At 67.2% G+C, this 18,073-nt stretch carries 19 protein-coding genes and 1 other RNA gene; 7 read left to right on the forward strand and 13 right to left on the reverse strand.

Translation table 11 applies throughout. The features are described from left to right. Positions 1 to 101: 101 nt before the first annotated feature. Both U8D42_RS15155 and U8D42_RS15160 read left to right on the forward strand, forming a co-directional pair. Positions 102 to 965, forward strand: coding sequence for a phytanoyl-CoA dioxygenase family protein (locus U8D42_RS15155; protein ID WP_085243482.1), 864 nt, complete (start codon positions 102 to 104; stop codon positions 963 to 965). Positions 966 to 1,157: 192 nt separating this feature from the next. After that, positions 1,158 to 1,376: a hypothetical protein gene (locus U8D42_RS15160; protein WP_141659281.1), complete on the forward strand. Its 219-nt coding sequence runs from the start codon at positions 1,158 to 1,160 to the stop codon at positions 1,374 to 1,376. A 7-nt stretch (positions 1,377 to 1,383) separates the two neighbouring features. Here U8D42_RS15160 and U8D42_RS15165 read toward each other — a convergent pair whose 3' ends face one another. Then, positions 1,384 to 1,728, reverse strand: a complete 345-nt coding sequence (locus U8D42_RS15165; protein ID WP_141659280.1) for a hypothetical protein — start codon at positions 1,726 to 1,728, stop codon at positions 1,384 to 1,386. 282 nt (positions 1,729 to 2,010) lie between these two features. On the opposite strand from U8D42_RS15165, the gene U8D42_RS15170 reads away from it, so the two are divergent. Further along, positions 2,011 to 2,907 carry a universal stress protein gene (locus U8D42_RS15170; protein WP_322859818.1) on the forward strand — a complete coding sequence of 299 codons (897 nt, stop codon included), beginning with the start codon at positions 2,011 to 2,013 and terminating at the stop codon, positions 2,905 to 2,907. Positions 2,908 to 2,967: 60 nt separating this feature from the next. Next, complete coding sequence (locus U8D42_RS15175) at positions 2,968 to 3,714, forward strand: M15 family metallopeptidase (RefSeq protein ID WP_322859817.1); 747 nt, start codon at positions 2,968 to 2,970, stop codon at positions 3,712 to 3,714. Here U8D42_RS15175 and U8D42_RS15180 read toward each other — a convergent pair. Continuing rightward, the gene (locus U8D42_RS15180) at positions 3,711 to 5,249 is read right to left on the reverse strand and encodes a serine hydrolase domain-containing protein (protein ID WP_322859816.1); all 1,539 of its coding nucleotides are present in this window, start codon (positions 5,247 to 5,249) and stop codon (positions 3,711 to 3,713) included. The two genes, U8D42_RS15175 and U8D42_RS15180, sit on opposite strands and share 4 nt — an antisense overlap. A gap of 361 nt (positions 5,250 to 5,610) precedes the next feature. On the opposite strand from U8D42_RS15180, the gene U8D42_RS15185 reads away from it, so the two are divergent. Next, complete coding sequence (locus U8D42_RS15185; protein ID WP_348636922.1) at positions 5,611 to 6,117, forward strand: peptidoglycan recognition protein family protein; 507 nt, start codon at positions 5,611 to 5,613, stop codon at positions 6,115 to 6,117. A 338-nt stretch (positions 6,118 to 6,455) separates the two neighbouring features. Beyond that, positions 6,456 to 6,758, forward strand: coding sequence for an ANTAR domain-containing protein (locus tag U8D42_RS29370; protein WP_431523772.1), 303 nt, complete (start codon positions 6,456 to 6,458; stop codon positions 6,756 to 6,758). Between the two features lie 513 nt (positions 6,759 to 7,271). Here the strand turns inward: U8D42_RS29370 and ssrA are convergent. From ssrA to prfB, 11 genes are all read right to left on the reverse strand, one after another. Continuing rightward, positions 7,272 to 7,639: a transfer-messenger RNA gene (ssrA, locus tag U8D42_RS15195) on the reverse strand. Between the two features lie 90 nt (positions 7,640 to 7,729). Next, entirely contained in the window at positions 7,730 to 8,575 is an 846-nt protein-coding gene (locus U8D42_RS15200; protein ID WP_322859814.1) for a maleylpyruvate isomerase family mycothiol-dependent enzyme, read from the reverse strand. A gap of 18 nt (positions 8,576 to 8,593) precedes the next feature. Further along, complete coding sequence (locus U8D42_RS15205) at positions 8,594 to 9,628, reverse strand: tetratricopeptide repeat protein (protein ID WP_322859813.1); 1,035 nt, start codon at positions 9,626 to 9,628, stop codon at positions 8,594 to 8,596. Between the two features lie 6 nt (positions 9,629 to 9,634). Further along, on the reverse strand, positions 9,635 to 10,882 hold the full coding sequence (locus U8D42_RS15210) for an AAA family ATPase (protein WP_322859812.1): 1,248 nt from the start codon (positions 10,880 to 10,882) through the stop codon (positions 9,635 to 9,637). Positions 10,883 to 10,936: 54 nt separating this feature from the next. Continuing rightward, entirely contained in the window at positions 10,937 to 11,725 is a 789-nt protein-coding gene (locus tag U8D42_RS15215) for an EamA family transporter (RefSeq protein ID WP_348636923.1), read from the reverse strand. Positions 11,726 to 11,778: 53 nt separating this feature from the next. Continuing rightward, positions 11,779 to 12,288, reverse strand: a complete 510-nt coding sequence (gene smpB, locus U8D42_RS15220) for an SsrA-binding protein SmpB (RefSeq protein WP_085243476.1) — start codon at positions 12,286 to 12,288, stop codon at positions 11,779 to 11,781. Positions 12,289 to 12,290: 2 nt separating this feature from the next. Further along, entirely contained in the window at positions 12,291 to 13,184 is an 894-nt protein-coding gene (ftsX, locus tag U8D42_RS15225; RefSeq protein WP_322859811.1) for a permease-like cell division protein FtsX, read from the reverse strand. Beyond that, positions 13,185 to 13,874 carry a cell division ATP-binding protein FtsE gene (ftsE, locus tag U8D42_RS15230; RefSeq protein ID WP_085243474.1) on the reverse strand — a complete coding sequence of 230 codons (690 nt, stop codon included), beginning with the start codon at positions 13,872 to 13,874 and terminating at the stop codon, positions 13,185 to 13,187. A 43-nt stretch (positions 13,875 to 13,917) separates the two neighbouring features. Further along, positions 13,918 to 14,403, reverse strand: a complete 486-nt coding sequence (locus U8D42_RS15235; RefSeq protein WP_322859810.1) for a hypothetical protein — start codon at positions 14,401 to 14,403, stop codon at positions 13,918 to 13,920. After that, on the reverse strand, positions 14,400 to 15,395 hold the full coding sequence (locus U8D42_RS15240) for a mechanosensitive ion channel family protein (RefSeq protein WP_322859809.1): 996 nt from the start codon (positions 15,393 to 15,395) through the stop codon (positions 14,400 to 14,402). Before U8D42_RS15240 ends, U8D42_RS15235 begins: the two co-directional genes overlap by 4 nt. Further along, positions 15,385 to 16,506 (reverse strand): peptide chain release factor 2, encoded by a 1,122-nt coding sequence (prfB, locus tag U8D42_RS15245; protein ID WP_085243471.1) that lies wholly within the window; start codon positions 16,504 to 16,506, stop codon positions 15,385 to 15,387. The genes U8D42_RS15240 and prfB overlap by 11 nt, the downstream gene beginning before the upstream one ends. Positions 16,507 to 16,669: 163 nt before the next feature. Between prfB and U8D42_RS15250 the strand changes: the two genes are divergently transcribed. After that, the gene (locus U8D42_RS15250) at positions 16,670 to 18,037 is read left to right on the forward strand and encodes an FAD-dependent oxidoreductase (RefSeq protein ID WP_322859808.1); all 1,368 of its coding nucleotides are present in this window, start codon (positions 16,670 to 16,672) and stop codon (positions 18,035 to 18,037) included. Positions 18,038 to 18,073: the final 36 nt, after the last annotated feature.

Below are 18,073 nucleotides of genomic sequence, written 5' to 3' on the forward strand. Positions count from 1 at the left end.
ACAGGAAGTCGGTGTTGTCCTGTTGGCTGCGTCGCCCGCGATTCGATGTGGGTTGAGGGGAACTCGGCTTACTGTGGGTGCGGGATGAAGGACGAGTGCCAATGAACATCGACGACGAGCCCGTCACGACGCTGGAAGACCTGCGGGGCGACCTGGCGCAGCGGTACCGGCGGACGCGCAGCGGCGGGCAGTCGGTGGACACCGCCGTCGTCGACGCGGACATGGCGGCCCTCGACCGCGATGGGTACGTCGTCTGGGAGAACCTGCTCACCGCCGAGCAATGCCGCGAGATCCGCGAGGTGGTGCGCCCGTGGCTCGCCCACACGGGACGCAACTCCTTCGAGGGCCGGCGCACCCAGCGCGTCTACAGCCTGCTGAGCCGGACGCGGCTCTGCGACGGACTCGTCGACAACCCCCGCGTGCTCGCGGTGCTCGATCGGCTGCTGATGCCCAACTACCTGCTTTCGGCGTTGCAGGCCATCAACATTCAGCCCGGCGAGGCCGCGCAGCTGGCGCATCACGACGACGGGTTCTACCCCGTTCCGCGGCCGCGAGAGCCGTTGGCGGCGGCCACGATCTGGGCCATCGACGACTTCACCGCCGACAACGGCGCCACGGTGCTCTACCCGGGCAGCCACCGGTGGGGCAAGCGCCGGCCGGGCCCGGACGATGCGGCCCTGCCCGTGGTGATGCCCGCCGGGTCGTGCGTCTTCTTCGTCGGCACGCTGTGGCACGGCGGGGGCGCCAACAGCACCGACCGCGACCGCCTCGCCGTCACCGCCCAGTACTGCCAGCCGTGGCTGCGGCCGATGGAAGCGTTCACGCTGTCGATCTCGCGCGACATCGCCCGGACGGTGTCCGACGACATTCGCCGCATGCTGGGCTACAGCATCCACCCGCCTTTTGTCGGCGCGGTCGACGGTCTGCACCCGCTGCGACTCCTGGAGACCGCGCAGGACTCGTAGGGCCCACTCCCGGGTGAGGACGGCTCGCGCGCCGGATGACTTTGCACCTCGATCGCCTGGCTGCGGCTGAGGGCCGGCGACGTTAACTGCGCGCGCGGGCCGGTCCACGGACACGGCGCGGACCCGCTGGTGTGTGACGCACCGCACATCTATGCTGGTGGTGTATCGCGGGTCACAACCCTAGGAGCTCTCATGGCGGCAACCCACAGCTCGGGCAAACCCGTCGTTGTCGTACGACGTTCCGGCGGGGCGATCCATCCGCACCGGACATTGCTGGCCGTGGCCATCGTCGTGGCCCTGATCGCCGCGATCACGGCCACCGTCGTCGCCGCATCGACGGGGCACACCACCACCGCGCTCATCATCGCCGTCGCGGCGGGCGCGTGGTTCTCCGCCGCCCTCTGCTGCTAGCGGCCTGCTAGCTGGCGACAGCGCCGGGGCAGTACTTGATCCGGCCCAGGTCGACCCACATGTTGGCGGTCTTGGCGGCCTGCTGCGGGTTCAGCCCGGTCACGCTCTGATTGTTGGCTTGTTGCATCGCACCGACGATCTGGGCGCGTGACCAGCCCTGTGCCATGGCCCTGCACATCGTCTGTTCGGTTTGCATCTCGTAGAAGGGCCAATCCGGCGGAAAGCCGATCGGGTCGGCATGGGCCACAGCGAGTGTGGGCGGCAGCGAGGCCGAAGCAACGAACGCGATCACGAACGACACGGCGGTGAACAGCCTTCTCGTGACGGACAGGGGTGCGAGCGACAGTTGCACGGACACTTCTCCTCGATTCAGCGCCTCGATGACCCGGAGGCTCGGCAAACGACAGCCCCCGCTCGTCAATCGTAGGGCTTGGGCGCTCCTTGCGTGGCCCCCTCCGAGGAGGTCGGTAGTGGGCGACGTTTCCGCTGTGCGCCGTGCGGTGCGGGGAAGCAATGGCCCACGCGACCCACTCGGTGCCTTTGGTCCTTCGGCTTACATCTCTTCGGCCCTGACACTGACGGCCGCCCCGGGCGATCCTTCGCGGTGAGCACACGGCAGACGGAGCGAGCTGAGATGTGGCAACCACCACCTGGCGCGATCTTGGTGGGCGTTGACGGCTCCGCCGCGGCGCTGGGCGCCGTCCGCTGGGCGGCGCTGGATGCGGCGCTGCGGAAGGCGCCGCTGACCCTCGTCCATGTCGTCGACGCCGTCTTACCGGAGTGGTTCGAGGTCGCCGCGCCGGCGGGATTCAGCCAATGGCAGCAACACCGGGCACGCGAGGTCATCTCCGCGGCGGTCAAGGTGGCCGAGGCGAACACCGGTGACTGCGATCCGGTGCGGATCGATGGCAAGGTGTTGCATTCGGCCACCGTCCCGACGCTCGTCGGCCTCTCGCAAGCGGCGGACATGGTCGTCGTCGGCCACCGCGGAAACGGCGGCGCCCTGGCCGGCAGCTTCCTGGGCTCGGTGAGCTCGAAGTTGGTTTACCACGCGCATTGCCCCATCGCCGTGATCCGCGACAAAGAGATGACCGGCGATGGCGCGCGGGCCCCGGTCCTGGTCGGCATCGACGGCTCACCGGCATCGGAAACGGCCACCGCCCTCGCGTTCGAGGAAGCCTCCCGGCGTGGTGTCGGCCTGACGGCCTTGCACGCCTGGACCGATCCGCGGGTTGCCGGCTCCAAGGCGTTGTTCCAAGACGCCAAATGGGACGCTCAGCTATCGCAGGAGGAGGCGGTGCTCGCGGAGCGGCTGGCGGGCTGGCACGAACGCTATCCCGACGTGGCGATCGATCGCAGGATCGAGATCGGCGACCCGGCGCGTTGGCTGATCGAGGCGTCCGAACGGGCGCAACTGGTCGTGGTCGGCAGCCACGGCTGCGGCTGGTTCAGGGGCAGGCTGCTGGGCTCGGTCGGGGCGGCGGTGGTCAACAAGGCCAAGGTCCCGGTGATCGTGGCTCGCCGGCCCTGACTGCGGCCGAGTAGCGTGTCCCGGGGCGCGTCGGCCTAACGGCTCATCACGGCGGTGGGGATGCAAGAAGCAAGCGGCGAGGACTCATCCCCGTCGACACCTTTCGAGCGGCGACGTCCAGCGGCGGCGGGAGCGCTCGCCGCATGTCTCGTGCTGGTGGCGTGCACCGCCGGGCAGCGGGCGCCATCGCCGTCTTCCACGCCGTCCCCGCCGGCCGTCGCGTCGTCGGCCGGTGTGCCGCCGGCGCCCGCCGGCGCAACGGTGGAGCCGGTCACCGAGGAAGAGCTGGGCGCGAGCTGGCGGCCGGGTTGCCCTGTCGAGCCGGGGCGGCTGCGACGGGTCACCGTCGACTACATCGGCTTCGACGGCCAGGCGCATCGAGGCGCGCTGATCGTCCACGAGGACTTGGTGCAGGACGTCATCGCGATCTTCGAGAGGCTTTCCCGGCTGCGCTATCCGGTCGAGAGGATCCGAACGGTCGGCCACTATTCGGATGCGGATGACGAATTGTCCATGGAGGACGACAACACTTCGGCGTTCAACTGCCGGCGCATCCCCGGAACCGACGAATGGTCTCCGCACGCGTACGGCCGGGCCATCGATGTCAATCCGCTGGTGAATCCCTGCCTCTACGCGAGCGGGTATTTCGAACCGCGCAACGCGGCGGCCTACCTGGACCGCAGCCGCACCGATCCGGGGCTCCTACACGACGGCGACGCGGCGGTTCGGGTCTTCACGGATCGAGGCTGGATGTGGGGCGGCGCGTGGGCGCGTCCCCTCGACTATCAACACTTCGAGCGGCCCTAGAGGCCCAGGGCGCGTGCGGTCGCCGTGGCAATCTCACCTCGCAGATTGGATATCGGCGGGCTGCCTCGGGTGTGAATCGAATTCGACAGCACAACGACGTAGGTGTCCGACCCGGGGTCCAGCCAGATGGAGGTTCCGGTGAAGCCGGTGTGGCCGAAGCTACCGATGGGGAAGAGCAGGCCCCGTGGCGCGGACTGACCCGTGTCGATATCCCAGCCGAAGCCGCGCAGGTTCTGCCCCGCGATCGCCGGATAGCGTGGGGCGAGCAGCGGATCTGTCCTGTTCGGTCTCGTTGCGAGGGCCGCCCGCGCGGCCGCGTTGGCCGCCGTGAGTTGCGCGGGCGTATGTCCCGGCTGCTGCGGGGTCGTCATCAGCTCGAGAGTCGTTTGCGCCAAGGGGAATTCGCTGGGGCGGCCCGCGAGCCGGTCAAGCAGTGCCTGCGCGAAGACGCCGACGTCGTGGGCCGTCGAGAACACGCCGGCATGCCCGGCCACCCCGCCCATGCGCCGCGCCGTCGTGTCCTGCACGGTGCCCCGCAGCAGGTGATCGAGATCGGGATTCTTGCCCGGATCGGTCCTGCCCTCTTCGTCACGCGCCGTCGGTGCGATGCGCGGCAGCAGACCGGTGCTCCAGGCACCCGCGGGGCAGGCGTCCGGCGCCCGGTCCTGCGGCGCGGGAGCCCAGGCGATCGCTGCGCCCAGCGTCGTGTGGGGACCGCACGCTTGTGCGGGCGGGAGGTAGCGCGTGTCTGTCATGCCCAGTGGCTCGAACACGTGTCGCTGAACGTAGACGTCCAGGGCCTCGCCGGTGACCTTCTCGATCAGCGCGCCGAGCAGGATGAAGTTGATATCCGAGTAGCGGAAGACGCCGCCGGGCGCAGATTCCAGCGGCGTGGTGAGCGCACGGCGGATGCCCTCGTCCTTGTCGGATTTGTCCAGTCCCCACGGGTCGCCGAGATTGACGTCCCCCGTTTCGCCGGAGGTGTGGGTCAGGAGCATGCGGACGGTCACTTGCGCTCGGCGCGAATCGTTGCCGGTGTTGAAGTCGGGTAGGTATTGCTGCAGCGGGTCGTCGACGGCCACCTCGCCGCGCTCGTAGAGCTGCATGACGGCGGTCGCCGTCGCGAGGCTCTTGGTCAGCGACGCCAGGTCGAAGATCGTGTCCTCGGTCATCAGCTCGGCCGGCGTCGGCGACCCGTCCAGCCCGGGTTCGCCCGCAAGTTTGCGCATGCCGTAGGCCTGGTGGAAGGCGACCTTGCCGCCGTGACCGATGACCACCACTGCGCCCGGCAGCTTGTTCGCCGCGATCGCGTCGTTGATCAGCTGGGAGACTCGCGCGAATTCAACCAAGCTTGCGGCATCGGGCGGCTTGACGACGGTCGCGACCTCCGGCCTGGGAGCCGGCGTGCTTGCACCCAACGCGGGGCCGCCCGCGTCGCCACGCGAGCAAGCCGCAGTCAACGCCAGGAAGGCGGTCCCGGCGGCGAGGGCGGTTCGCACCGAGCCGCGCAAGCCTGCGGCGACCGGTCGATTCATTGTTGGGCTCATCTCGTTACCTGCGATCTTGTTTTCGGGTCCCGGCGGCGTCAAGAGAGGGCGACGAAACGCATCCGCCCCCTCGGATCGCGCCCGTATCGTGAGGGCGGTGTGCGAGCCTGCGCCGGGCCGGCCCCATGAACCGCCCGGCGTTGTCAGCCGCCGCCGGCTGCTAGGGGTGGCCGGCGGCCTAGGCGTGGCCTCCCTGATCGGCGCCTGGTCACCTTCGGCTCAGCCTCCTTCCCCGACGTCGACGACCAGCCTCGGCCTGACGGCGACCAGTTCGGCATTGTTGATCTGCCGGGACGCCTGGGGCGCGCGCCCGGCGCGCCCTGGCGGAAAGCGTCACACCATCACCCGGATGACCCTGCACCACGAGGCCGTCGTCCTTGGCGAAAACCGTAATGCCCCCGGCCATCTCCGACAGGACCAGCGGTACCACCAGGACCAGCACGGGTGGATCGACATCGCCTATCACGTCGGCGTCGACCGCAACGGCAACATCTACGAACTCCGGAGCACCGAGATTGCGGGCGACACCGCGACGGATTACGACACGGCGGGCCATTTCCTGGTCCTCTGCGAAGGGGACTTCGATCGAGAGGCTGTGCCGGAGGCCCAGCTCCAGGGCGCAGCGCGCGCGTTCGCATGGGCCGCCCAGAATTTCCGGATAGCGAGCGCCACGTTGGCGGGCCATCGCGACCTGGCCCAGACCTCTTGCCCGGGTGGAAACCTGTATGCCCACCTTTCCTCGGGTGACCTGAAACGCCGGATCGACGACCTGCTGGCCGCGGGCGGAGTGGACCTCCAGCGTTTCTGCGGACCCGAGGCGGCCGCAACAGTCGCGGCAATCGAGGCCGGCAACTGACCCCAGCGCGAATTTCTACAAGGGCAATAGTGCAAAGCGGTTTCGCAGGTATAGACTTCGAGGACGCTACTACCTCAATTCGGCTGGACGTGGGCGTCCGGAGTTGAGTCTAAGTCGGACGGGACGTGGGCGTCCGCGGCATATATGGCCAATGTCAAGCCCTTTCAAAGCCAGAAGGCTCCCATGGAACAACTGTGTGACGACCTAACCCGATTCGCTATCCAGGTGCGTCAGATCGGGTACTCGGTCAACGGCGGTGTCGGAGAGCGGGAATGCCTGGATCTGAGCACTCGCATGCTCGCCGCGGTTAAGCAGGCTCGGGCCAGATCGCTCGCCAAATGTCCCGAGTGACCTGGCGACTGCGGACAAGTCGGCCAGCGGGGACGACTGACAGCGCCGATTCGAATCAACTCTGGCCCGGAGAGCTCATCGCCCAAGCCACGGACATCATCAGGGACCGCTTCCAACTCGACGGCGCGCAAGCCTTGGAAGTGCTCCGCACGATGTCACGCGAAACCAGGACGCAAATGTGCGCGGTCGCCGAGCAGCTGATCAACCACCCTGAGGCGGACTCGTGGGACTCGTTGAGGTCGCGGGACTCGTCGGGGTCGCAGCACTCGTCGGGGTCGCGGGACTGGTAGTCCGCACTGGACTCGTGGGGGTCGTAGGCGTCGTAGGCGTCGTAGGCGTCGTACTTGCCAGGCCTGGGCCTTCGCCGCACCACTCGGCCACATCTTTGGGGTACTGCTCGAGCGGCGGCGGACAACGCTGGCCCGGCGGGAAATTGGCGCCGGCGTTGAGCAGATCGCAGGGCACGTAGACCTGCTTGCCCTTGGGAGTGTTGGTCAGACACTTCGTCGGCGGCTCGCCATGGGCCTCGACGGGGATGATGGCCGCCGCCGCCACCGCGGCGAGCACCCAGGCAAGACGGCGATAGGTCATGAGTGCTCCTCACTCCGGCCGCCAAGGTTCATCACCGGAGCTGGCCAGTGGTGATCCCGAGCGAGCGAAATAACTGCGGTGTCCGGCGCGCACGACGTGGCATCGCCGTCGTATCACGATTAAAGCCGCTCACCCCGGGCACAATCCAACCCACAGGTCTGGCGAGCAGTCGCGGCGCATACCCAGCTTGTCGCGTTGAACAGCACATTCTGTAGTGGAGCTGCCGGGAATCGAACCCGGGTCCTACGGCATTCCCTCAAGGCTTCTCCGTGCGCAGTCCGCTATGCCTCTGCTCGGATCTCCTGGTCACACGGACTAGCCAGGATGACGATCCCAGTCGCTGTTGGTGTCCCGACGAGTCCCGCGACCGGACTCATCGGTGGATCCCTCTAGCTGACGCCAGGCTCCGGGTCGAGGGCTTTCCCGGTCTGACGGACTAGCTGTCGCTTAGGCAGCGAGAGCGTAGTCGCGCTGATGTGAATCGGCGCTTATCTGGTTGCAACGACGCTTACGGTGGTCTCTTGCCTGCACCGGCACGCTTCCCTTGATTCGATGCGCGAAGTCGAAACCGTTCAGCCCCTCGCATCCCCGCCGATTTTCGGCAGGACAATCAATGGTACGCCGCTATCAACGCGGGGCAACCGAGTTATCTTCCCGGCCGGTACGGCGGTCAGATCACGAAATTGAGATGCTCGATGACCTGGGCGGCGACCTCCTTGTCGCCGTCCACCTCGATGTCCTGCGAGCGTGCGGAGCACATCGGGCGCCCGCCGGCGAGCCGGGTGAACTGCAGCCCGTCCAGCCGGATCGACACCGTCGGCTCCCGACCGCCGAAGTCGTCGACCACCTGGGCCCGGCCGTCGACGGCGACGCGGATGCTGCGGGAAAGCGGCCCGGTGAGCTCGAGCAGGACACGCGAACCCTCGGGTGCTTTGGCCCGCTTGCCCACCACGTAGCCCATCGTCGCGGCGATCTCGTCGAGGGACAGCTCCGACGCGGGCCCGCCTAGCTGATCATCGGAGGAGGGCCGCCCCAGCGCCTGGCGAATGTCCTGCTCGTGCATCCAGCAGTCGAACACGCGGACCCGCATGAACCGCCCGTAGCTCTCCGGACCGACCGGTGTCAGCGTCACCGCGTCCCACTCCCCGACGGGCATGCCCGTCAGTGCCTCGCGCCGCTCGTCGGTGATGTGCTTGAACCGTTTCAGCACCTCCGCACCGGGCTCCGCGGCCAGGTGACGCACCCAGCATTCGTTCATCACGCCGATGTCGTTGCGGACGTGGTCGAGCGCCGAGACGTCGACGTCGGGCTGGGGCGCGGGGACGCCGGCGAGGAAGCATTCGGTGCCGATCATGTGCGCCACCAGCGCCTTGACGTCCCAGCCTGGCAGCGGACTGGCCGTCTGCCAGTCCGCTTCCGCCAGCCCGCCCAGCAGCGTGGTGATGTCGTCCCACACCGCGAACAGACCAGTGAGGACCTCGGACTTATCCAGCTTGGTTACGGGGCGATCGGCCATGTTCGGATAGTAGGCCGGTCATTTCCCGATGAAGAGTCCGATCCGAATAATGACCAGGGCGCTGACGGCCAGCAGTCCGCCGATGGCGATCATCGCCGGGGGTCCGGGGTAGACGGTGATCCAAGCGCCCGCCGCGATCGCGACCAGCGCGTGGATGGCGCGGGCAGCGGAGAATCGCTGCTTGCGCAGTACAGACAGCAGCACGCCGCGCGGGATCGCGCGCAGCAACCACCACAGCACGGCGATCAGGGCCCCGGTGAGCAACCCCACGACCACTCGCGCTACGGCGGTCGGACGCCCATCGTTGTGAGCCCCGGCGGTGATGGCGAGCACCACACTCAACAGACCGGCGCCGACCGTCACGCCGGTGAGCACCTTTTGCAGCACCACGCCGATGTTTCGGCGTGCCAGGTCCGCCAGATCCGGATCGCTCCCCGCGCCGAGAAATCCGCGTAGGGCGCGACCAAACTTGTTGCGGTCTAATCCGTGGACGGCCAGATCGTTGAGCGCCTCGGCGTTTCCGGGATCCAGCTGCAACGCCTGCCGATAGGACGCATCGGACTCGACCAGCCGGCCCAGCCGGTGCAGGGTCGCGCCCCGCAGGATCAGTGCGTCCACACTGTTGGGTTCGAGCTGCAGCGCTCTGTCGATCACGTACAGCGCCGTGGACTGTTGTCGCGACCTCAGCAACAGACCGGCGTAAAGGCGGTATTGGGATGCCTGGTTCGGATGGGCGACGACTCCTCGCCACGCCATCCACATCGCGTCGTAGTTGCGACCTAGGCCCTCGAGCGCGAGCGCGTACACCCGCATCGCGAATTCGTGCTGAGGTGCGGCGGACAACGCTCCATACGCGCTGTTGGCTGCAGGCCAATAGTTTTGGAGCGCGTGTTCGGTCGCGGCGTGCAGGGCCAGCAGGTCGGGGTCATTGGGATTCTGCGACAACGCGACCCGCGTGACGTCTCGCGCCCGCTCGTAATTCTTGGTTTCGTAGTACGCATGGGCTAGCCGCAGGGCACCATCGGCTCGATTGACGCCGGCCTCCGAGGTCACTGGCAGCTACCGAAACTTCTTGCGCCGCAGATACTTCGCCAACTCGTCATAAGTGCCGTCACCGTTGGCGAATTCGACGACATTGCGAGCCGTCTCGAACCACGGCCCGGTGCTGGGCCGGATCTGGGCGAGGGCGTTGTCGATATCGGCCATCAGCACCGGCCGCACCTGGCCGCTGCGCATTGAATCCGCCATAGCCAGCTGCGTCGCGATCTCGCACACGTAGGCCAGGTCGGCGCCGGAGAAGCTTTCGGTGCGGTTGGCAATCGTCTTGAGATCGATGCCGGAAGCGGGCCGATCCTGCAGGTGCGAACGGACAATGCCCGCTCGGGCCCCGACATCGGGCAGGCCGACGAAAATCATCCGGTCGAAACGGCCCGGCCGCCTCAACGCCGGGTCGACATCCCAGGGCGCGTTAGTGGCGCCCAGCACGTACACGCCGTCGTTGGCCGACCCCGCAGAATCCATCTCCTCCAGCAGCGTGTTCACCACCGGCCGCATCCCCGAGCTACCGCTCAAGGCCGAGCGCCGGTGGCCCAACGCGTCCACCTCGTCGAAGAACAGCACGCAGGGCGCGTTGCGCCGGGCGGTGTCGAAGACGGCGCGGATGCTGCGTTCGCTGTCGCCGAACCAGTGGTGCAGCACGTCGGCGATCCCCACTTGGTAGAAGTTCGCACCCAGCTCGCCCGAAACGGCTTTGGCAATGAACGTCTTGCCGCAGCCCGGTGGACCGTAGAGCAGCAGACCGCCCCGCGCGGTCACCTTGTACGCCTTCATCAGCTCGGGATTTTTGATCGGGCCGAGCAGCGAAAGGTCCAACTGCCTTTTGACGTCCTCCATGCCGGCGACGTCGTCCAGTCCGACGCGGACGCGCTGCACGACGTCGAAGTCGTCCTCGTTAACGGCGTCCGGAGGCGGGTCAACGAACGCGGGCTCGATGATGTCGGCGACTTCGCGTTCGGCGCTCGACCAGTCGAAACACTCTTTGTCTGCGGACCCCTCGTCGGCCGGCGCCGAACCCTCCGACGACGGCGCCCCCAGCGCCGCGCTGCACCGCTGCAGCAGGCTCAGCGCCTGGGTGTTGCCCGGTTGCTGGGTCAGCGCCGTGCTGCAGTGACTCAGCGCCTCGGCGTAGCGCCCTTTGTCCGTCAGTAAACCGGCGAGATGCAACCGCAGCTCGATCACGTCTGGGCTGCGCTCCACCGCGCCCGACAACTCCCGGATGACCGGGTCCTCGGTATCGGATGCCCCCACCGTCATCTCCCCGCGTATGAGTGCTGGCAGCCCAATACTAAGGGGGCGCAGCCGTCAGCTGGCGGCGATCATGGCCACCGACCCCATGGCCATCACCATGCCGAAGCCCTGCCAGCGGGTCAGCCGCTCGCGCAGCACCACCATCGCCAGCACGACGGTCGCCGCCGGGTAGAGCGAGATCAGGATGCTGGCCAGCGACAGGAGCCAGGTGTGCAGGGCCAGCAGCATGGTGACGTTGGCGCAGATGTCCAGCAGCGCCACCGCCCAGGCGAGCTTCATGGGCTTCCCGCGCGGCACCCGGAAGTTGTTGCTGGCCGCGGCCATCACGAAGATCACCACGGTGGCCGAGAGCCGGGCGAAGACCAGCGGCCACAGCTTGCATGCGTGCGGCGCCTGATGGAGAAACACCAGGTTCAACCCCATCGCCGAGCCGGCCAGCAGCGTGAGCCACGCCACTTTCGGGGTGAATCGATACGGTGTGACCTCCTGTGCGGTGGCCTCCCGGCTCACCAGCATGACCGCGATGAGGGCCAGGACAACGCCCACCGAAGCCCCCGGCCCCGGACGCTCCCCCAGCGCCACGCCGACCGCCACCGGCACGGCGGCGTTGAGGACCGCAGCCAACGGCGAGACGACGGAGATCGGTCCGGCGCCCAGCGCCGCGAAGAACGCCCACATGCCGACCGCCATGCCGACGCCGTACAGGCCGCCCCAGAAGATGGCGCCGCGCGTGATCGGCCCGCCCACGACGACGGCCAGCACGCCCAGCAGAAGGGTCTCGATCGGGTAGACCACCAGCATCACGCGCAGCGCGGCCACCCGTCGAGCGGCTACACCGCCCACAAAATCGCTGACGCCGTACGTGACGGCCGACAGCTGGGCGTAAGCGGCCCCGATCAGTTCATGCCCTTGGCTCGGCGACCCAATTCACGGACCACTTCGCGCTGGGCATCGCGGCGGGCCATGTCCTGGCGTTTGTCGTGCGCTCGCTTGCCGCGCGCCAGCGCGAGCTCGACCTTGACCTTTCCTTCGGAGAAATACAGAGACATCGGCACGAGGGCGAGGTTACCATCTCGTATCTTTCCGATCAGCCGGTCAATTTGTTGCCTATGTAACAACAACTTTCGATTGCGGCGGGGTTCATGGTTGGTCCAGCTACCGTGCTGATACTCCGGAATGTACAAGTTGCGCAACCACACTTCGCCGTCGTCGACGGTTGCGAACGCGTCGGCCAGCGACGCGTGGCCCTCGCGCAGGCTCTTCACCTCGGTACCCTGCAAAGCCACTCCCGCCTCGAATTCCTCGAGGATCGAATAGTTGTGCCGCGCTTTGCGATTGGTGGCCACGATCTGTTTGCTGCCGCGCTTGCCGCCCGCCGCCTTGGCCCGGCCGGGATCTTTGGCCATAGCTACCGCCGTATGTAGAGGCGCAATGTCGCGTAGGCGGTCAGCCCGGCCATCGACACGCCAAGCAGGAACAACCACGGCGCGATGTAGAGGATGTCGGCATAGTCGACCTTCGCGATCAAATGAGCTTGGTAGAACTGGCTGAGCGCGTTGTCCAGGAACCACGCCCGCACCAGGACCAGGCCGGCGATCGCGATGGCCACACCGATGGACGCGGCCAGCATCGCCTCCACCAAGAAGGGCAACTGCGTGTACCAGCGACTGGCGCCGACCGAGCGCATGATCCCGATCTCGGTGCGTCGCGTGTAGGCCGCGACCTGGACCATGTTGGCGATCAGCAGGATCGCCCCGACGGCCTGCACCAGGGCGACGGCGAACGCGGCGTCGCGCAAACCGTCCAGAACGGCGAATAACCGGTCGATCAAATCTTTTTCGTTGAGGATGCTGCGCACCCCGGGCTGACCCTGCATCGCGGCGTCGAACTCCGCGTGCTGTTCGGGGTTGTTCAGCTTGACGATGAACGACGCGGGAAACGATTCCTTGCCGGCCACGTCCTTGAACTCGGGAAACTTCTTGATCGCGTCGTTGTAGGCGTCCTGCCGGTTGACGAAGCGCACCGATTTGACGTCTTGTCGCGCATTGATCTTGTCCCGCAGCGCTTTACACGGAGGGGACGCACACGTCGCGTCGTTGGCGGAGATGTCGTCGGTGAGGAACACCTGCGTCTCGACGCGGTCGAGATAGATCTCCCGCGAGTTGTCGGCCAACCGGACCACCAGCAGACCGCCACCGAACAGGCCGATGGAGATGGCCGTGGTGAGGATCATCGCGGCGGTCATCGTGACGTTGCGACGAAGGCCGGTCAGGACCTCGTTGAACAGGAAGCCAAAGCGCACTTAGCGGTCCATCCCATAGATGCCGCGTTGCTCGTCGCGAACCAGCCGCCCCAGAGACAACTCCACGACGCGCTGACGCATCGAGTCGACGATGTGGTGGTCGTGCGTCGCCATCACCACCGTCGTGCCCGTGCGGTTGATCCGCTCCAACAAATCCATGATGTCCTTACTGGTGTCCGGGTCGAGATTGCCAGTCGGCTCGTCGGCCAGCAGAACCAGGGGCCGGTTGACGTACGCGCGTGCGATCGCGACGCGTTGCTGCTCGCCGCCGGACAACTCGTGGGGCAGCCGGTTGGCTTTGCCGGACAGGCCGACGGTTTCCAGCACCTCGGGGACCACCCGGTTGATCGCGTCGGTCCGTCTGCCGATCACCTCCAGCGCGAAGGCGACGTTCTCGTAGACGGTCTTCTGTTGCAGCAGGCGGAAGTCCTGGAAGACGGTCCCGATCACCTGGCGCAGCTTCGGGATGTGACGCCCGCGCAGCTTGTTGACGTGGAACTTCGACACCCGGATGTCGCCGGACGTCGGGTTCTCCTCGCCGAGCAGCAGCCGCATGAACGTCGACTTGCCGGAGCCCGACGGGCCGATCAGGAAGACGAATTCACCCTTGTCGATCTTGACGTTGACGTCCTCCAGCGCCGGGCGGGCCGACGTTTTGTACTTCTTGCTGACATGGTCCAGGGTGATCATCACGGCACGCCAGTGTAGCCGTGAATTTCGCTGGCAAGCCAAGTCAAGGGGCCGGTGGCGGTGAACTGGGCGCCGGACCGGGCTCCGGCTGCGGTAGCTGGGGCGGCGGCGTGGTGGGGCTGGTACTGGACGGGCAGAAGGGCGGCGGCAACAGACAGGGCAGCTGCGGAAGTTGCACCGGCGGCGGCGTCGTGGTCGTGGTCACCGGCGGCGGTGGCGGAGGTGGCGGCGGCGTGCTCGTCGGGGTCGGCGTGTACGTGTTGGTGGCCGGCGGCTGCTGCAACCGGCTGCGCGGCACCCACGTGTAATTCGGGTCGGGAACGAAGCCGGGCGGCACCACCTGCTGCGCCGGTGGCTTGGGCGCGGGTACCGGACGGTAGGTGTCGTAGACCCACCAGACGGCGAAGAAGGCGATGATCAACACGATGGTCGACGTGCGGACTCGGCCGCCGAACATGTAGCGCGGCCAGTGGCGATCCGCATCCGAGTCGGCGCTGCGCTTCTCGAAGATGCTCAGGGTGAACTTCAACGCTTCTGCACCGCACCTTGCACGTCATCGCCGGCCCGGTCTTCGGCGGCCTGGGCGGCCGGGACGGAGGGGTCTTCCACCAGGCCCACCTTCGCGTCCGCCGCGGTCACGATGCCGACGCGGGCCAACGCGCGAATCACCAGGACTCGCAGCTGGCGGCCCGCCTCGAACTGCTTGCCGGGCAGGGTACGGGCCACCAGACGCAGGGTGACGGTGTCGAGCTCGATGCTTTCCACGCCCATCACGGTGGGCGCATCGAGCAGCAGTTCGCCCAGCACGGGGTTATCCATGGCGTGGTCGCATTCCTGGTGCAAGACCTCGTTCACCCGATTCAGGTCGGCGGTGGTCGACACCGGGATGTCCACCACAGCACGCGCCCAATCCTTGGACAGGTTCACCACTTTGACGATCTGCCCGTTGGGAATGGTCACCACCTCGCCGTCGGGTGACCGCAACCGGGTCACCCGCAGCGTCACGTTCTCCACCGTGCCGCTGGCCTCCGTGGACGCCACGACGGTCAGGGTGACCAGGTCCCCGAAGCCATACTGCCGTTCCGCCAGGATGAAGAAACCGGACAGCAAATCCCTGACCAACTGCTGCGCGCCGAAACCGAGGGCGGCGCCGACCACGGTCGCCGGCGCGACCAGCCCACCGACCGAGAACTGCAGCACGTCGGCGATCTGCATGACCACCCAGATGCTGATGAGGACCACCGACACCCAGGAGATCACCGACGCCAGGGCCTGGCGGTGCTTGGACGCCTCCGAGCGCACCAGCGCGTCGCTTTCGGCGAACCCCAGGTTGAGCTGACGGGTCACCTGCTGCGCCACCCAGTTGACGAACCGGGCCGCCAGCACCGCCACGATCAGCACCATGACGATCCGCAGACCGCGGGTGATGATCCACTGCCCGACGTCGCCGCGCCAGAATTCGTGCCAGCCGAGCGCCTTGGCCAAGGCGGGTGAGGCGAGAAGAGTTGTGTTAGTCGTCATCTTTTCGGTTGCGCCACCGGATTCCCGCTTCCAGGAACCCGTCGATGTCCCCATCCAGGACGGCCGCCGGATTGCCGACCTCGTACTCGGTCCGCAGATCCTTGACCATCTGATACGGGTGCAGGACGTAGGAGCGCATCTGGTTGCCCCACGAACTGCCGCCTTCGCCTTTCAACGCGTCCAGCTCCGCGCGTTCTTCGGAACGCTTGCGCTCCAACAACTTTGCCTGAAGCACTCGCATCGCCGAAACCTTGTTCTGCAGTTGCGATTTTTCGTTCTGGCAAGTCACGACGATACCCGTTGGGATGTGGGTTAAACGAACAGCCGAGTCGGTGGTGTTCACCGATTGGCCACCGGGACCGCTGGAGCGGTAAACATCAACGCGCACATCGCCTTCCGGAATGTCGATGTGATCGGTGGTGTCGACCACCGGAAGAACCTCGACTTCGGCGAACGACGTCTGACGTCGATTCTGGTTGTCGAAGGGGCTGATCCGCACCAACCGATGGGTGCCCTGCTCGACGGACAACGTGCCATAGGCGAACGGGGCGTGCACCGCGAACGTCGCGCTCTTGATGCCCGCCTCCTCGGCATAGGACGTGTCGAACACCTCGACGGGATACTTGTGCTGTTCGGCCCACCGTATGTACATCCGCATCAGCATCTCGGCCCAGTCGGCGGCGTCCACCCCGCCCGCGCCCGAGCGGATGGTCACCAGCGCCTCGCGTTCGTCGTACTCACCGGAGAGCAGCGTGCGCACCTCGGTGGCTTCGATGTCGGCACGCAGCGCCTTGAGCTCGGCGTCCGCCTCGGCGAGCGCTTCTGTTTTGCTGGCGGCACCTTCCGCTTCTTCGGCCGCCAGCTCGTAGAGCACGGGCAGGTCGTCGAGGCGCCGGCGCAACTCCTCGATCCGGCGCAGCTCCCCCTGAGCGTGCGACAGTTCGCTGGTCACCCGCTGCGCGCGGGCCTGGTCGTCCCACAGCTGGGGATCGGACGCCTCGTGTTCGAGCTTCTCGATGCGGCTGCGCAGACCGTCCACGTCGAGCACCCGCTCCACCGTCGTCAGGGTGGAGTCAAGGGCGGCGATATCGGCTTGACGGTCGGGTTCCACAGCCGACAACGTTACCGGGGCCCGCCGGGCACCTCGTCTCCCGCCGAGTGCCCGGGCCACGACCAGCGGTCATGCGTTTAGCATCGAATCACGATCATGCGCACCCCGCGCTGCGCGCCGACAGCCCCCCGCGCGCTGACCGGGCACGAATAGAAGGTCGAGTATGCGCCCCTACCACGTTGCAATCGTCGGCTCCGGACCGTCGGGATTCTTCGCCGCGTCCTCCCTGCTCAAGGCGGCCGACGCGGCCGAGGGCTTCGACATGGCCGTCGACATGCTGGAGATGCTGCCCACCCCGTGGGGGCTGGTGCGCTCCGGCGTCGCGCCCGACCACCCGAAGATCAAGTCGATCAGCAAGCAGTTCGAAAAGACCGCGGAGGATCCGCGCTTCCGGTTCTTCGGCAACGTCGTGGTCGGTGAGCACGTGCTGCCCAGGGAACTCGCCGAACGCTACGACGCCGTCGTCTACGCCGTCGGGGCGCAGTCCGACCGCGCGCTCAACATCCCCGGTGAGGACCTGCCCGGCAGTGTCGCCGCCGTCGACTTCGTCGGCTGGTACAACGCGCACCCCAACTTCGAGCAGGCCACGCCCGACCTCTCGGGCGCCCGGGCCGTGGTGGTCGGCAACGGCAACGTGGCGCTCGACGTGGCACGCATCCTGGTCACCGATCCCGACGTGCTGGCCGCCACCGACATCGCCGACCACGCGCTCGAATCGCTGCGGCCGTGCGGCGTCGAGGAAGTGGTGATCCTCGGCCGGCGCGGCCCGCTGCAAACCGCCTTCACCACGCTCGAGCTCCGTGAGCTGGGCGAGCTCGAAGGCGTCGACGTGATCGTCGACCCGGCGCAGCTGGAGGGCGTCACCGACGAGGACGAGGCCGCCGCGGACAAGACCACGAAGCTGAACGTCAAGGTGTTGCGCGATTACGCCGGGCGCGCGCCGCGGCCCGGCCATCGTCGCATCGTGTTCCGGTTCATGACCTCGCCGATTGAGATCAAGGGCGACGGCAAGGTGGAGAGCATCGTGCTGGGCCGCAACGAACTGGTCACCGACCAGAACGGGCGGGTGTCCGCCAAGGACACCGGCGAGCGCGAGGAGCTGCCGGTTCAGCTGGTGGTGCGGTCGGTCGGCTACCGCGGTGTGCCCACCCCGGGGCTGCCGTTCGACGACAAGTCCGCGACGATCCCCAACATCGCCGGCCGGGTCGAGGGCAGCCGCAACGAATACGTCGTCGGCTGGATCAAGCGCGGACCAACCGGTGTCATCGGCACCAACAAGAAGGACTCCCAGGAGACCGTCGACACCCTGCTGGCCGACCTGGACCGCGCGAAAAGCGGCGATCTGGCGGACTTCCCCGACGACCACGCCGACAAGCTGGCCGATTGGCTCGCCTCACGCCAGCCGAAGCTGGTCACCTCGGCGCACTGGGAGATCATCGACCGTCACGAGCGCGCCGCCGGTGAGCCGCACGGGCGTCCGCGCGTCAAGCTGCCCAACCTGACGGAGCTGCTGCGCATCGGCCACGGCTGATCACGAAGCGGCGGTGGGCCGCCATCCCATTCCCGC

It is taken from the genome of Mycobacterium europaeum, from assembly GCF_034555895.2.
Taxonomy (GTDB): domain Bacteria; phylum Actinomycetota; class Actinomycetes; order Mycobacteriales; family Mycobacteriaceae; genus Mycobacterium; species Mycobacterium europaeum.